This window comes from Paenibacillus sp. FSL R5-0473 (assembly GCF_038004565.1).
Lineage (GTDB): Bacteria > Bacillota > Bacilli > Paenibacillales > Paenibacillaceae > Paenibacillus > Paenibacillus amylolyticus.
In genome coordinates this window covers 2344666-2359333 of sequence record NZ_JBBORL010000001.1, presented here as the reverse complement: position 1 = coordinate 2359333, position 14668 = coordinate 2344666, and the positions used below count along the sequence as shown (strand labels likewise).

Genomic DNA, 14668 nt, shown 5'->3' with positions numbered 1-14668 from the left:
AACCCGATGGGGAAAAATGGAGGCAAGCTTGAATGAGAATTATTCGATTTCTGGACGGACAACAGAAGTGGCTGGCAGCCGTTACGGATGATGAACAAGCGTATCGTTTGCCACAAGCAGATTTTATGACTTTGATCTATCAAGCAAGAAAGCAGGGGGTTTCTCCAGTTCAACTTGTTGAAAGCGCTTTTAAACCGTTAAACAAGTTAACTGACGATTGGACTTCCTTACATCTAATCACTCCATTGGAAGCTCCGGAAGTATGGGCGGCGGGTGTGACTTATCAGCGCAGCCGGGAAGCGCGAAATTATGAAGCGACGGAAGGCAAGCTGGATGCAAAGACCTTTTACGATAAAGTTTATGATGCCGAAAGGCCGGAGATCTTTTTTAAATCTACAGCAGCCCGCACCATCGGGCCCAATGAGGCTGTCACACTTCGCAGCGATTCCAATTGGCAGATCCCGGAGCCTGAGCTGGGGTTGGTGCTTGCCGCGGATGGCAGCATTGTGGGATACATCGTTGGTAATGACATGAGCTGCCGCGATATTGAAGGGGAGAATCCGCTGTATCTACCGCAAGCAAAAATGTGGCGCAATTCCTGCTCGATAGGGCCAGCCATTCGTCTAGCGGAAACGGTGCAAAATCCATATGCGTTCAACATCGTCTGCGAGATATATCGCGAAGGTGAAGTAGTTGTCAAAAGCGAAGCAAGCACAAGTGAGTTAAACCGAAAACTCGATGAACTGGTCTCTTTTCTGGCCAGAGATAACGATCTGTTTGACGGTACGGTGTTATTGACAGGAACTAGCATTGTGCCACCTAATGATTTTACACTTGCACCCGGGGACCGCATTGAAATATCCATTAGCGATATCGGGACACTTATTAATCCAGTCATTTCAAACTAATGTACAAGGAGGATGAATGCGATGACCACATTTCAGGTAGAGCAGACATACAGCAATTACATTAACGGAGAATGGGTGAAGGCGACGTCCGGTGAAACCGAACCGAGCATCAACCCGGCGAATCGGAAGGAGGTAGTTGGCTACGTACCCACCTCAGGCGTAGAGGACCTGAACCGGGCTGTTGCAGCCGCGAAGGAAGCAGCAAAAGATTGGCGGAGGTTATCGGGCGCGGAACGCGGAAACTATCTATTTCAGGCAGCCAATGTGTTGGAACGCCGGGCCGATGAGGTTGCAGAGGCGATGACCAGGGAAATGGGCAAAACACTCCCAGAAGCCAAAGGAGAGACACTGCGCGGTGTCGCGATCTTAAGGTATTACGCTGGAGAAGGCATGCGAAAAACCGGTGATGTCATTCCATCAACGGACAGCGAAGCGCTGATGTTTACGACCCGCGTACCCCTTGGCGTTGTTGGGGTTATTGCTCCTTGGAATTTCCCAGTAGCCATTCCGATTTGGAAAACGGCTCCGGCCTTGATCTACGGTAATACGGTTGTGTTGAAGCCTGCTCAGGAAACTGCGGTCACTGCGGCTAAAGTAATGGAATGTTTTGAAGAGGCGGGCATTCCGGCAGGTGTTCTTAATCTGGTATGCGGCAGAGGCTCAGTGATCGGATCTGCACTTGCTGAGCATCCGGATGTGGGCGGAATAACGTTCACAGGCTCTAATGAAGTGGGCAAACGGGTCGGCGGCGCAGCACTGGCACGTGGGGCCAAGTATCAACTTGAAATGGGTGGGAAAAACCCGATTATTATCGCGGCTGACGCCGACCTGGATTTGGCTGTGGAAGCCACGATCAGCGGTGGGTTGAAATCGACCGGGCAAAAATGTACGGCCACCAGCAAGGTCATTATTGAACGAAAAGTATACGATGCCTTCAAAGAAAAGCTGCTTTCGCAAATCCAGGAAATTCGGCTGGGTGACGGCATGTCTTCTGGAAGCTGGATGGGTCCATGTGCAAGCGAAGGACAGCTCAATACCGTGCTGAGTTATATTCAAAAAGGCCAAGATGAAGGTGCCGTTCTGCTCACTGGTGGAAAAAGAGGGGACGGTCCGGGACTAGAAGAGGGATTCTATGTGCAGCCGACCGTATTTGAAGGGGTCGAATCCCATATGTCCATCGCCCGGGAAGAAATCTTTGGCCCGGTTCTGGCCTTGATTGCGGTAGATTCCCTGGAGGAAGCCATCGAAGCGGCTAATGATAGCGATTATGGCTTGAGTGCTTCCATCTATACACAGAACGTCGGAGCCATGTTGTCTTTCATCCGGGACATGGATGCAGGACTGGTCAGAATTAATGCAGAAACAGCCGGCGTAGAGCTGCAGGCTCCGTTTGGCGGAATGAAGATGTCAAGTTCACACTCCAGAGAACAGGGGCAAGCGGCTATCGAGTTTTTCACGGCCATCAAAACGGTCTTTGTGAAGTCATAAACTGTGGGAGGCTATCATGTACGAACAAATTACGTCGATTATGGGAGAGACCGCGTCCAACTGCTTCGATATCATAGCACATGCTCCAGGGGCTACCGGACGTCTGCCTTTAACGGATGATTTGCTGCGGAATGCTCCAAGCGGCGACTTGTTCGGCATGTCCCAGAATGTTGGAATGGGCTGGAAGCCCGGGGAATTGAACGGAAAACAATTTCTGATCTTGAGTACACAAGGTGGCATACGCAATGAAGACGGCAGCCCGGCAGCACTCGGTTACCATACGGGCCACTGGGAGGTCGGCCTGCTGATGAAGGCTGCCGCAGAAGAACTGTCAAGCCGGGGAGGAATCCCGTTTGCTGGATATGTCAGCGATCCGTGTGACGGTAGATCACAGGGGACAACCGGCATGTTTGACTCGCTTCCGTACCGGAACGATGCCGCTATGGTATTTCGCAGACTGATTCGCTCGCTGCCAACACGTAAAGGCGTGCTTGGTGTGGCCACTTGTGACAAAGGCCTTCCAGCGATGATGCTCGCACTTGCCGGCATGCCGCAATTGCCTAGTGTAATCGTTCCCGGTGGCGTCACACTTCCGCCTACCGATGGAGAGGATGCCGGTAAAATTCAGACCATCGGTGCACGGTACGTCAACGGGGAACTTTCTCTGGAAATGGCTTCGGATTTAGGATGTCGAGCTTGTGCTACACCGGGAGGAGGCTGTCAGTTTCTAGGTACCGCGGCTACGGCCCAGGTTGTAGCAGAGGCACTGGGTATGACAGTGCCACATGCCGCGCTTGCACCTTCCGGGCAGCCCATCTGGTTTGAAATGGCGCGCCAATCGTCACGTGCACTCATCCATATGGAGTCACAGGGGATGCGGATGGCAGACATTGTCACCGATGCATCCATTCGCAATGCGATGACCGTTCATGCCGCGTTTGGCGGATCGACCAATCTGCTTCTTCACATACCGGCGATTGCCCATGCCGCCGGTTTAACCATACCCGCGGTACAGGACTGGATACAGGTCAACAAAAATGTTCCAAGGCTGGTTAGCGCCCTACCAAACGGACCGATCTTTTATCCGACCATACGTGTCTTTCAGGCAGGAGGTGTACCGGAGGTCATGCTACACCTCAGACAGCTTGGTCTGTTAGATGAGTCTGTACCAACGGTTACAGGTACTTCATTGGGTCAGGTACTGGACTGGTGGGAATCGTCGGAACGCCGTCATCTCATGCGGAAGCAGTTAAAAGAGCAGGACGGCATCGATCCAGACAGTGTCATCATGAGTGTAGAACACGCTCAGCGGCTTGGAATCTCATCGACCGTAACATTTCCAACCGGGAATATCGCTCCGGAAGGTTCAGTCATCAAATCCACCTCTATTGATCCTGCTGTATTGGATGAACATGGCGTATATCGTCATTGTGGAAGAGCAAAGGTTTTTACCACTGAACGTGAGGCGATCCATGCGATTAAGACCGGAGGTATTCTGGCTGGAGACGTTGTTGTGCTTCTTGGGCGAGGTCCATCGGGAACCGGAATGGAGGAGACGTACCAGCTTACATCTGCGCTTAAACATTTGCCTTTTGGCAAATACGTGTCACTGATTACGGATGCCCGGTTCTCCGGTGTTTCCACCGGAGCGTGTATTGGTCATGTTGGCCCCGAAGCGCTGGCAGGCGGACCGATTGGCAAGCTGCGGAACGGAGACCTGATTGACATCGCGGTTGATCGTAACACGCTGGAGGGCAGCGTTAACTTTGTCGGAGAAGGCGATCTGGAGTTTTCACCGGAAGAAGGCGCTCTCATCCTGGCACAAAGGCCCTTCCACCCGGATATGAGACCTGATGAAGCTTTGCCGGATGATACAAAGCTCTGGGCTGCATTGCAATCGGTCAGCGGTGGGACTTGGAGAGGGAATGTATATGATGTAGAGCGGATCGTAACCGCCCTGGAAGCCGGCAAAAAAGCGCTAGGCTGGTACTGATATCTACCTTTCGTGAATCTGCTGTTGTACAGATCATTACTTTCATACCGGAGGTTTCTTCCATGAATAAGATCCAGAAAATGATCACCAATCCCATCCTGCCCGGTTTCCATCCCGATCCGTCCATCTGCCGAGCAGGGGAGGATTATTATATCGCCACTTCCACCTTTGAATGGTTCCCTGGTGTACGAATTCACCATTCCCGGGATCTGGTTCATTGGCGGCCCATCGCTTCTCCGCTGACTCGTGTAACGCAGTTGAACATGGAGGGCAACATTAATTCCGGAGGCGTATGGGCACCCTGTCTTAGTTACAACAACGGTGTGTTTTACCTGATCTACACCGATGTCAAAAGCCGGGTAGGCGCTTTTAAAGATACCCATAATTACCTTGTGACAGCAACGGATATCGAGGGCCCTTGGTCCGATCCGGTGTATCTGAACAGCAGCGGTTTTGATCCTTCCCTGTTTCATGATGAAGACGGGCGTAAGTGGCTGGTCAATATGATATGGGATCACCGTAAGGGCAAAAATCGGTTTGCAGGCATCGTTCTTCAGGAATATTCCGTCCAGGAACATAAGCTGATCGGACCGGCCATGAACATATTTAAGGGAACAGAATTAGGCCTCACCGAAGCACCCCACCTGTATAAACACAAGGACTATTATTATCTCATTACGGCTGAAGGTGGAACCGGTTATGAGCATGCGGTTACCTCAGCACGTTCCCGTACGTTACAAGGTCCTTATGAGGTCGATCCTGCCAATCCGATCCTCACTTCATACGGCAGACCGGATTTAGCTCTGCAAAAGGCAGGCCACGGTAGTCTGGTCGAAACGCATACCGGCGAATGGTACATGGCTCATCTGGTCGGACGACCCGTTCAGCACAAATATTGCATTCTTGGACGTGAGACCGCACTTCAGCCATGTACGTGGAGTGAGGACGGCTGGCTGAGACTTGCGAGCGGTGACCGATATCCGGAGGTTCAGGTGCCTGCACCGATGATCCAGTCCCATCCGTTTGAGCCGATTGCTGAAATGGATGACTTTGATCACTTTGAGCTTCGGCATGATTGGAATACACTTCGCATTCCACCCGATTCGACTTGGCTCAGCTTGACGGAACGTCCCGGTTACATACGATTGCACGGCATGGAGTCGATGAGTTCAACGCACAGGCAAAGCATGATCGCACGGAGACTTCAGGCCTTGAAGTGTGAAGCCGAGACGTGTCTGGAATTTGCGCCGGACCATCCACAGCAAATGGCTGGATTGATTTTGTACTACGATACCCAGGACTATCTCTACTTACGTGTAACTTATCATGAGGAGAAAGGGCTCTGCCTGGGGATCATTCAGTCCAAATACGGGGTATACGACGAACTGCTGGAGGATATTCCGCTAGAGTTGGTGAGCACGCTCCGTTTAAAGGTTGTGGTGGATCAAGATCGCGCCCGCTTTTATTATGCGTTAAATACTGATTCATCCTGGAATACTGCAGGCGGGTGGGTTGATATCACACATCTGTCCGATGAATCTCCAGAGTATATCCGGTTTACGGGAACTTATATCGGTCTTTGTGTGCAGGATCTAGGTGGAACCCGAAAACATGCCGATTTTGATTACTTTAAATATAAAGAAACAAAGCATGTAGCTGGTGTATTGGAAAACATGTGATGGTCTTTTTGGAAGGAGCAGAGGACCATGAAATGAAATTGGGTAGTATAGCAGCAGAATAGAGGAATACATGCTCACAGAAGAAATGGATGATGGGATAGTGCGGGGCGGTAAGGCTGCGTGGAATTGTGACGATTCTGCTGGGGCTGGACTTCGAGACACTTCGTACATTAACATAGATGGAGTGAGTCAAAGATCGGTACAGTAATGTACCGTTTTTTTTGTGTTTAGAGAGATTGTTTTGAGATAGTACTTGATAGAGGTGATCAAGCATGAGTGATTATTCGAAAGACAAACCGTATACAAGCTCCCGATCTGATATTCAAAATGTTCTGCGTGATTCTCGTCTGCCTGCTTTGATCTGGGGTATTCTGATTTATTTTTCTGCATTGTACTCCCAGCTACCGATGTTGCCCACATGGTTTGAATTTATGATGTTTACAGCTCTCATTCTGGTTCACGTTCTGCTGCATTGGTATGCAGGATACGTTGTCGATCGAAGACCCTGGATTTATTTTGTGACACAAGGATGTATTGTCTGGGGGTGTGCGTTATTCATGCCTAATGCTCATTCTCTCATTTTTGTAAGTCTATTGACGGCTTTGGCCGGTCAGAGTATTGGCGTATACGCTCAACGGATGAAGGTGCTTCTGGTATGTACCTTTTACTGTACCTTGTTTTCTGCCTCCCTGGTTTGGCTCGGGACTACCGAGGATTTGCCATCTACAGTACCATCGCTCTTCTTCATCATGTTTTTCGTAATCGGCTATGCTGCTTTGTTCTATAAACAAGTTCGTGCCAAATTGCGGACCCAGTCGTTTTTACGTGAATTGGAACGAGCGCACAGGAAAGTGGAGGAGCTAACGATTGCCAATGAACGTCAAAGGATGGCCCGTGATTTACATGATACCCTTGCACAAGGGCTGGCAGGTCTTATCATGCAGCTTGATGCCGTGGATGCGCATTTAGAAAATGATAATAACCATCGTGCCCACGAGATTGTTCAGTTGTCAAAAGCCCAAGCAAAGCGCACGCTTTCAGAAGCGAGAAGCGCAATTGACGACTTGCGTTCGTATTCTGCAGAGGTCATAGATATTTCTAAAGCAGTGAAGGAAGAGGCTGAACATTTCTCACATATAACAGGGATTCGTGTTGTCACTCGGTTATCGATGCCCCATCTGGTGGTGCCGAAGTTGATCTTCGAACATAGCTTACATATCATCCGAGAATGCTTGGCCAATACAGCTAAATATGCTAATGCTACGAATGTAGAAATCGTGGTTGCTGCACGGGAAAAGGAAGTCGAGCTAAACATAACGGATGACGGAATAGGGTTCGATACCAACCTCATCGAGAGACAATCCGGTAGTTATGGTTTAATTGGTTTATATGAACGAACTCGAATTATGGACGGGGAGATCGAAATTGAAAGCGGAAAGCAAGGAACCCAAGTTTCTGTTCGCATCCCATTACAGCAGGAGGAAACCAACGCATGACTATCAAGATTCTTATCGTGGACGACCATTTCGTCGTTCGGGAGGGACTTAAGCTGATCCTGGAAACCAATCAAAGGTACGAGGTAATTGCAGAAGCATCTAACGGTAAGGAAGCGATTCGACGGGTAGATACTTACAATCCGGACATAATTCTATTGGATTTAAACATGCCTGAAATGGGCGGCCTGGATACCATGACAGCGCTCAGAGCTAAAGGAATGGATATACCGATCATTATTTTGACTACATATAACGAGGATGAAATGATGATCCGCGGGCTGGCTTTAGGTGCTAAAGGGTATTTGCTAAAGGACACGGGAAGAGAGATGATATTTCGCTCGATTGATGCAGCGATGCGGGGGGAAACGTTGCTACTTCCGGAGATCAGCGAGAAAGTATTTGCTCACAAGACATCAGAAAAGGCGAAAGAGTCATCCTCCGCGAGGATATCTCTTACAGACAAAGAGCTGATCGTGCTTCAAGCAATTGCCCGTGGCTCTCGAAGTAAAGAGATCGGCTTTGATATGGGCATATCCGAACGGACTGTAAAGACTCATTTAACGAGTATTTACAATAAATTGGGTGTGGATTCGAGGTCGCAGGCCGTCGCCGTCGCCGTAGAGCGTGGAATATTGCATTTATAATCAAACATTTCATAGATTTGCCCGATCGTACACTTGGGTCTTGCCCTTTTGTACGATTTTTTATTTTTCTCATCCGTTTATGATAGTTGCATGAATACAAATTGGAGGAGAAATGATGAAAAAAAGACTGACAACGATTCTAGCAACTGTTCTCTCACTGACCATGCTCTCCGCTTGCAGCATCACTAATAGCGGGACTTCAACACAGGAGGAAATTCCGAAACCTGAAAATAACGTTGCTTCCGCACAGAATGAGTTTCCGAAACCAATGGGAAGTTATACGGTCGGGCGTACACAGATGGACTTCAAGTACACAGCATCAGACCAATCAGAAAGAGAACTGACAGCATTATTTTTCTATCCGTCCGACAGCAATGAGGGCAAACCAACGGCAGAGTATGCATTTCCGGAGTTTCATTCACTGAGGGATGAGCTTTTGGTTAGATTAGGGGGCACCGCGGGTGGTGAGCAGCTTTTTGATTCCAATTTCAAGACATGGTCTTACGACGATCTGGCCTTGTCTGAAAAGGAAAAACAATATCCGGTTTTATTCTTTGTTCATGGCGCAGGCGCTTACCCACAGCAAGGCACTTTGTTCGCACAAGACCTGGCAAGCGCCGGCTATATTGTGGTATCCATCGGCCATGCCGAAAGTGGCGTGTACAAACTTAAAGATGGACGAACGATGGGTATGTCAGAGAAATTTATGGACGAAGTAACGAAATACGGAATGGAAGCGGCCACCCTAACCCCACCTGAAATTGTGACAGAGAAGCTTGAGGAAGAAGAAGCTATTGAGATTGCTCGCAAATTAACTTCCGCGCCTGAAGCAGTCAAGTTTGCTAACTATGCCGTTTTACAGAGCGAGGATATTCGATATGTTGCAGATAACTTGTACAAAATGAATACAGGTGACATGGAATCTATGTTTAAAGGCAGATTGCAGCTTGATCTCGGTATGGGTGTGTTCGGACATTCTTTTGGAGGAACGACAGCGGCAATTGTTAGCCGTGACGATGACCGATTTGTCGGCGCTGTAAACCTTGACGGTAATATGTTAGGTGCCTTGGATAGTCATTTTAAGAAACCCTTCATGCAGCTCAGCACTGTACTTGCCTATAATACGAATGCATTTCTTCTTGAATCCAACAGCAAGGACACCTACTTTGCCATTATTGATAATGTAGTCCATGGTGACTTCTCCGATTCCTTGTTTACAACTACGGATAAAGCATCCAGAGGAACCCGGGACGCGATGGAACAGCGCAACATTATCACTTCTTATACAAAGGCGTTCTTTGATAAATATATGTTGAAAAAGGATGCGGATATTGATAGCCTTACCTTTGACGGCGTAGAGATGATTAAAAAACCTCAAAAGCCTTAGTATTGATTTGCCTGAATTTCGGGAGGGTTTATCGCGTAATAAAAGGAGAGAACCGGGTGGTCGGATTTAACTGCACGTGATTCAACTCTGATCTTGAAATTAAAATGATAAAGAGACCTTACTTTTGCTTTAAAACGTTAAGGTCTTTTTATCATTTGGGGAAATATATTTCGAATGAGAGAATGATACATAACTTAAAATAGTTCATATTTAATAAGTTTTAATCATTGATTTGTTCAATACTCACAACCGTTCTAATGGGTGGCGAGGGTTCTAGTTGGTCAAAGCCAGTAGTAATTCTTACTCTTTGCCCTACCTCAATTGTTTCATATGTTTCTCTATTGACCAAATAATACGAAGCTTCCTGGTCTTGTGCTAATTCTATAAAATCCTCAAGATTTCCATTCTCCAGGTCTTCCTTACTTACATTTTGAAGAACAAGGAATTTGTACTTGTCATTTTCATCTGTTTTAAATACTACAGTGCCCTTGAAAACTGGATAATTCTCTTTCTCATCCTTGTTAGAACAGCCCGAAAGTATAATCATACTAATGAAGATAAACAATATTATTTTTTTCATAATGACCTCCTTGATTTGAAATAAAGTTTTCCCCTTGTTTTTAAGTATACCCTACGTAAAAAAAGCAAATTATTACTATAAGGTAATTCATACGAAAAAAGTATGCAACATGGCATGAGAATTCCTTTAAATAATAAGTCCCTAGAGTAGAAAAAACAAAAAAAGAGGTCACGATGATGGATATCCTAAAATGGATTCAAAGCTGGTATTATGAAAACTGTGACGGTGATTGGGAGCATTCATACGGTGTGCGAATTGATACGGTGGATAATCCTGGTTGGTCTGTCGAAATCGATTTGACGGATACCTATTTAGAAGATGTGCCATTTGATTCGATTGAAGAAGAGAGAAATGAAGAAGATTGGTTCTACTGTATCGTGAGAGATGGAGTGTTTCACAGTGCAGGGGGAGCAAAAAATTTAGAAGAAATGCTTAATTGCTTCAAAAATTGGGCTTCAAGTTTGGATAGAAGTTAATAATGCACTAACCATCGGGAGTAATCTAAGGAGAGAACCAGATGTATCTAAAAGAACTCAATTTGGATTTACCGTATATTGTAGATGATGAAAATATTGAATCTATAATGAAAAAACAAAAATGTGAGTACAACGAAGCAACAAAATTAGATTATGCGTTGAATTGGAAATGGAAAAGACGCTCTTTTAGTTTGGAAACTCGCTGTATTACAGCGATGTATGAACGTCTGTTGGGGAAATACAAAACGAAAGATTGTTGGAAAGTCCTAATAGAGTGTGTAGAAAACATTACGGATGAACGGATTGGTAACGATTCTGGTGTGTGTTCGGTACCGATCCAATTTAGTTTGAATGACTTTAGTGCAAAAAATGAGTTGGAGAAAAAAAAGGCTACGCTTCGCCTGCTAATGGAAGGCATAGAGAAACTTGCTCTACGTAATAATTGGGATATTGATCCATTTAGGGAGATAGCTTTGCAAATAGAGGAGTTAGATTATGTAAATGAATGGACTTGGAAAAAAGACGTGAAGAGCCCTAATAAAAAGTACAATGCTAGAGTCATTTGTCATCATAATGTAGATAGCATGGATATATTCCTATCTATTTTACAACGTGATGGTACGCAAGTACTTGTAGAGAAGGTCATATCAGAACAACCAGATGAATTTGCCTATGATAGACATCTAGGTGAACTTACATGGGTATCTGAGTTTGAAGTTGCTTTAATTAATAAAACAGGCACTGAAAAATTTTCTGCAACCCTAGAACATTAATTATTTTGCCTCTAGAAAACATTGTCCAGCTGGTGTCATGGTCTCTTTTATTATTAGGCATGCATTTATCTTGAGGATTTTATTCCTCTCGTATAAATGACATGCCCGTTTTTTTTATTTATGCTGTAAATCCCTTGTGATTTTGCGTCCCGTTGGTGTCTGGGCGAGGCCGCCACCGGCTGTTTCGCGAAGAGATTCAGGCATGGCTGATCCAACCTCTAGCATGACTTGTACAACCTCATCCGAAGGGATGATGCTGCGTACTCCGGCTAGAGCCATATCGGCAGCTCCGAGAGCCGTAATTGCGCCAAAGCCATTGCGCACAATGCAAGGTATCTCGACCAAGCCAGCTACCGGATCACAGATCAGGCCCAGTGTGTTTTTCAAAGCAAGTCCAACGGCGTGGATAGACTGAGAAGGGGACCCACCCCGGATATCCACCAAAGCCCCGGCTGCCATCCCGATGGCAGAACCCACTTCCGCCTGACAGCCGCCTTCCGCGCCAGAAATGAACGAATTGTTAGCAATGACGTAACCAATGGCTCCAGAGGCAAACAGGCCGTAGACCATCTGTTCATCAGTCCATCCAAACCGCTCTTGGCTACTGATAAAAACCCCAGGAATAATGCCACAGGAACCCGCTGTCGGTGTAGCAATAATTCGGCCCATCGAGGCGTTGACCTCGGACACCGCAAGTGCGTAACTCATCGACAGACTGGCATGATCGCCGAGTAGGGACTGTCCACCTGTACGGTAGGCCATCAGCTTACGAGCATCTCCTCCAGTCAAGCCGCTTTTGGAAGTTGTATCGGTGTGAAGACCTTGATGAACCGCACTTTTCATAATTTCGTAATACTCATGCATTTGGCTGAAGACCACGTTCTTGTCTTCGCCCGACTCTTGACATTGTTCTTCCAGCATAAGCTGGCCGAGGGTGAGGTTGCGGGTCTCCGCCAGTTCAGCAAGTTGTTTTAACGTTCGGAAATTCATTGGTGTTAACTCCTTTTTTTGAGAGAGCTGAAGTCAGATATTTATGCTATGGACAGAGTAGAGTGACATCATGGACTTCCGGGAGCACCTCAATCTGGCGGACCACGACAGGATCCATCTTGCCATCACATTCTAATACCATCATGGCTTCGCCGCGCCTGTTCTTTCGATCCACAGACATGTGTCCAATATTAATGCGATTATCTACGAGCAACCGAGTGACGACAGCAATGACACCCGGTTCATCGCTATGACGGATGATGAGTGTAGGGTAGAGCGCCGTCAACTTGAGGTTGTAGCCGTTGATCCGGACGATTTCGATATTCCCTCCGCCGATCGACGTGCCTACCATATTCAATGTGCGATTTCCCGCAGCGTTGGTTAATACAATCTCGGCCGTGTTCGGATGAGGGTACAGACCTGTCCCTGGACGGATGATGATTTCCATACCGGCAGTATCTGCATGGGCAAATGCATCAGGTAGTCCGGGGTCATCCGTGTCCATGTCGAGCAGACCGCCGACAATGGCGGTGTCGGTTCCATGTCCTTTGTACGTTGCGGCAAAAGAACCAAACATGAGGATCTCCGCATGTGAAGGACATTCCCCGAACAGATGTCTAGCCGTCCGTCCAATCCGTGCTGCTCCAGCGGTATGGGAGCTTGAAGGTCCAACCATGGCTGGACCGATAATAGAAAATACGTCTTTGAACCTCACTGTTTTATTCTCCCCGTTTCGGAGGTTGCACATCTGCCGGAACGAGACAGTCGTAAGCTTCCCCACCGAGTCTGTCCAGCAATTCCTGTTGTGCTTCCTTGACGATCTCTGGATGTAAAATGGATTCAATGGCCGTAGCCGCCATCGCCTTAGCTGCGAGTAACATGCCTTTGTGAGCAAAGCTGCTCTTGCCCTGAGCAACGGTTTGCCATGCGTGAAGCGGCGTGCCAAAGGCCATCGTTGTCGTGATACACTGTGCTGTCGGCACATTCCAGCTGACATCTGCTACATCGGTTGAACCACCCATGAACGTTTCCCGCTCATCCGAATACGGAGCTATAAAGTTAGGTAGGGGGCGTTCAGCCAAAAGTGGCGCAAGCTCAGGGCCAACTAACGCGCCAGCTTCCTGTTGGTTCTGTAGGGGCAGCGTCTCATAGATCGCTTTGGCATAGTTGTATTCATCCTCTTCATACTCAGGTGCGCCGAAGGCAACGAGATGTTGATGCATTATTTTTTCAAGTGTACTGTTCGGAATCAGGTTGGCGCAGGCGCCTTCATATTTAAAGTCCATCGTTGTTTCGGTCATCAGGGCAGCCCCTTCGGCCACTTTCACAAGACGTTCAAACAGACTGCGTACCTGTGTGCTCTCGGGAGCTCGAACGAGATAAGTGACCTCGGCTTCCGCTTGCACTACATTGGGAGCCAAGCCGCCTGAGTTCGTGATCGCATAATGAATTCTGGCCTGATCAATCATATGTTCACGCATATAGTTCGAACCGATATTCATCAGCTCAACTGCATCGAGAGCACTACGTCCCAGGTGAGGAGCGGCAGCAGCATGAGCACTAATGCCTTTAAAGGTAAATGTACCGTGAATGACAGCATTGGAGCTTCCGTGCATAACGGCATTTAAGGAATGCGGATGCCAGGAGAGAGCAGCATCTACATCTCTAAAATAACCTTCGCGAGCCAGATAGGTTTTACCATATCCACTTTCCTCGGCGGGACATCCGTAAAAGCGCACCGTTCCCGGGGTTTCCGGATGTTCCTGAAGATAGTCTTTGACCGCTACTGCAGCAGCCATTGCACCAATGCCGAGCAGATTATGCCCGCATCCATGACCGTTTCCACGCGGCTGAAGAGGTTGATATGTGCTGATTCCGGCTTCCTGGCTGAGATCAGCCAAGGCATCGTATTCGCCCAATAGAGCAATAACGGGCAACCCCGAACCATAGGAAGCGATAAACCCGGTTTCCAATCCTGCCACACCTTTCTCAATCGTGAAACCTTCGGATTCCAGCATCCCCATAAGCAGCTCTGCTGATTGAAATTCATCGAAACGTGTCTCTGCAAACCCCCAGATTCGGTCACTGGCATTGGTGAACCTATCGCGTTTTCCTTCAATGGCTTCCGAGATAAATTGAGTCAAATCTACAGTTGTAGTCATAATTCATAGCACCTCTTATTCGTTAAAATGGTTGTATTGTCGTATTGAACATGAACTAAATGTCGAAGTAACATATGGCGGCAAACTCTTGT

The 14668-nt window shown here is 47.5% G+C and carries 13 protein-coding genes; 9 read left to right on the top strand and 4 right to left on the bottom strand.

All coding sequences use genetic code 11. The features are described from left to right. The first annotated feature begins 32 nt into the window (after positions 1-32). The 7 genes from MKY28_RS10305 to MKY28_RS10275 all read left to right on the top strand — a co-directional run bounded on the left by MKY28_RS10305 (position 33) and on the right by MKY28_RS10275 (position 9595). Entirely contained in the window at positions 33-908 is an 876-nt protein-coding gene (locus MKY28_RS10305) for a fumarylacetoacetate hydrolase family protein (RefSeq protein ID WP_036671413.1), read from the top strand. A 21-nt stretch (positions 909-929) separates the two neighbouring features. Then, on the top strand, positions 930-2396 hold the full coding sequence (gene gucD, locus MKY28_RS10300) for an alpha-ketoglutaric semialdehyde dehydrogenase GucD (protein ID WP_036671416.1): 1467 nt from the start codon (positions 930-932) through the stop codon (positions 2394-2396). Between the two features lie 16 nt (positions 2397-2412). Further along, positions 2413-4389 carry a YjhG/YagF family D-xylonate dehydratase gene (locus MKY28_RS10295; RefSeq protein ID WP_340935880.1) on the top strand — a complete coding sequence of 659 codons (1977 nt, stop codon included), beginning with the start codon at positions 2413-2415 and terminating at the stop codon, positions 4387-4389. Positions 4390-4451: 62 nt separating this feature from the next. Beyond that, positions 4452-6068: a glycoside hydrolase family 43 protein gene (locus MKY28_RS10290; RefSeq protein WP_340030403.1), complete on the top strand. Its 1617-nt coding sequence runs from the start codon at positions 4452-4454 to the stop codon at positions 6066-6068. Positions 6069-6340: 272 nt separating this feature from the next. Continuing rightward, positions 6341-7564, top strand: a complete 1224-nt coding sequence (locus tag MKY28_RS10285; RefSeq protein WP_036671421.1) for a sensor histidine kinase — start codon at positions 6341-6343, stop codon at positions 7562-7564. After that, positions 7561-8208: a response regulator gene (locus MKY28_RS10280; RefSeq protein WP_036615473.1), complete on the top strand. Its 648-nt coding sequence runs from the start codon at positions 7561-7563 to the stop codon at positions 8206-8208. Before MKY28_RS10285 ends, MKY28_RS10280 begins: the two co-directional genes overlap by 4 nt. A 115-nt stretch (positions 8209-8323) precedes the next feature. After that, the gene (locus MKY28_RS10275; RefSeq protein WP_051449766.1) at positions 8324-9595 is read left to right on the top strand and encodes an alpha/beta hydrolase; all 1272 of its coding nucleotides are present in this window, start codon (positions 8324-8326) and stop codon (positions 9593-9595) included. 220 nt (positions 9596-9815) lie between these two features. Here MKY28_RS10275 and MKY28_RS10270 read toward each other — a convergent pair whose 3' ends face one another. Then, positions 9816-10175, bottom strand: a complete 360-nt coding sequence (locus tag MKY28_RS10270; protein ID WP_036671424.1) for a DUF3221 domain-containing protein — start codon at positions 10173-10175, stop codon at positions 9816-9818. 176 nt (positions 10176-10351) lie between these two features. On the opposite strand from MKY28_RS10270, the gene MKY28_RS10265 reads away from it, so the two are divergent. Next, on the top strand, positions 10352-10651 hold the full coding sequence (locus MKY28_RS10265) for an immunity 53 family protein (RefSeq protein WP_036671426.1): 300 nt from the start codon (positions 10352-10354) through the stop codon (positions 10649-10651). 41 nt (positions 10652-10692) lie between these two features. After that, entirely contained in the window at positions 10693-11424 is a 732-nt protein-coding gene (locus MKY28_RS10260) for a hypothetical protein (RefSeq protein ID WP_340935879.1), read from the top strand. A 114-nt stretch (positions 11425-11538) separates the two neighbouring features. On the opposite strand, the gene sdaAA is transcribed toward MKY28_RS10260, so the two are convergent. The 3 genes from sdaAA to MKY28_RS10245 are packed head-to-tail and all read right to left on the bottom strand — an operon-like array spanning position 11539 to position 14576. Continuing rightward, positions 11539-12414, bottom strand: coding sequence for an L-serine ammonia-lyase, iron-sulfur-dependent, subunit alpha (sdaAA, locus tag MKY28_RS10255; RefSeq protein ID WP_340029358.1), 876 nt, complete (start codon positions 12412-12414; stop codon positions 11539-11541). 46 nt (positions 12415-12460) lie between these two features. Next, positions 12461-13129: an L-serine ammonia-lyase, iron-sulfur-dependent subunit beta gene (sdaAB, locus tag MKY28_RS10250; RefSeq protein WP_340935878.1), complete on the bottom strand. Its 669-nt coding sequence runs from the start codon at positions 13127-13129 to the stop codon at positions 12461-12463. A gap of 4 nt (positions 13130-13133) precedes the next feature. Continuing rightward, the gene (locus MKY28_RS10245; RefSeq protein ID WP_340935877.1) at positions 13134-14576 is read right to left on the bottom strand and encodes a M20 family metallopeptidase; all 1443 of its coding nucleotides are present in this window, start codon (positions 14574-14576) and stop codon (positions 13134-13136) included. Between the last annotated feature and the right edge of the window lie 92 nt (positions 14577-14668).

Bases quoted from the DNA above. Each gene is read 5' to 3' on its own strand.
- MKY28_RS10305 (WP_036671413.1), top strand. From the start codon at position 33: ATGAGAATTATTCGATTTCTGGACGGACAACAGAAGTGGCTGGCAGCC.
- gucD (WP_036671416.1), top strand. From the start codon at position 930: ATGACCACATTTCAGGTAGAGCAGACATACAGCAATTACATTAACGGA.
- MKY28_RS10295 (WP_340935880.1), top strand. From the start codon at position 2,413: ATGTACGAACAAATTACGTCGATTATGGGAGAGACCGCGTCCAACTGC.
- MKY28_RS10290 (WP_340030403.1), top strand. From the start codon at position 4,452: ATGAATAAGATCCAGAAAATGATCACCAATCCCATCCTGCCCGGTTTC.
- MKY28_RS10285 (WP_036671421.1), top strand. From the start codon at position 6,341: ATGAGTGATTATTCGAAAGACAAACCGTATACAAGCTCCCGATCTGAT.
- MKY28_RS10280 (WP_036615473.1), top strand. From the start codon at position 7,561: ATGACTATCAAGATTCTTATCGTGGACGACCATTTCGTCGTTCGGGAG.
- MKY28_RS10275 (WP_051449766.1), top strand. From the start codon at position 8,324: ATGAAAAAAAGACTGACAACGATTCTAGCAACTGTTCTCTCACTGACC.
- MKY28_RS10270 (WP_036671424.1), bottom strand. From the start codon at position 10,175: ATGAAAAAAATAATATTGTTTATCTTCATTAGTATGATTATACTTTCG.
- MKY28_RS10265 (WP_036671426.1), top strand. From the start codon at position 10,352: ATGGATATCCTAAAATGGATTCAAAGCTGGTATTATGAAAACTGTGAC.
- MKY28_RS10260 (WP_340935879.1), top strand. From the start codon at position 10,693: ATGTATCTAAAAGAACTCAATTTGGATTTACCGTATATTGTAGATGAT.
- sdaAA (WP_340029358.1), bottom strand. From the start codon at position 12,414: ATGAATTTCCGAACGTTAAAACAACTTGCTGAACTGGCGGAGACCCGC.
- MKY28_RS10245 (WP_340935877.1), bottom strand. From the start codon at position 14,576: ATGACTACAACTGTAGATTTGACTCAATTTATCTCGGAAGCCATTGAA.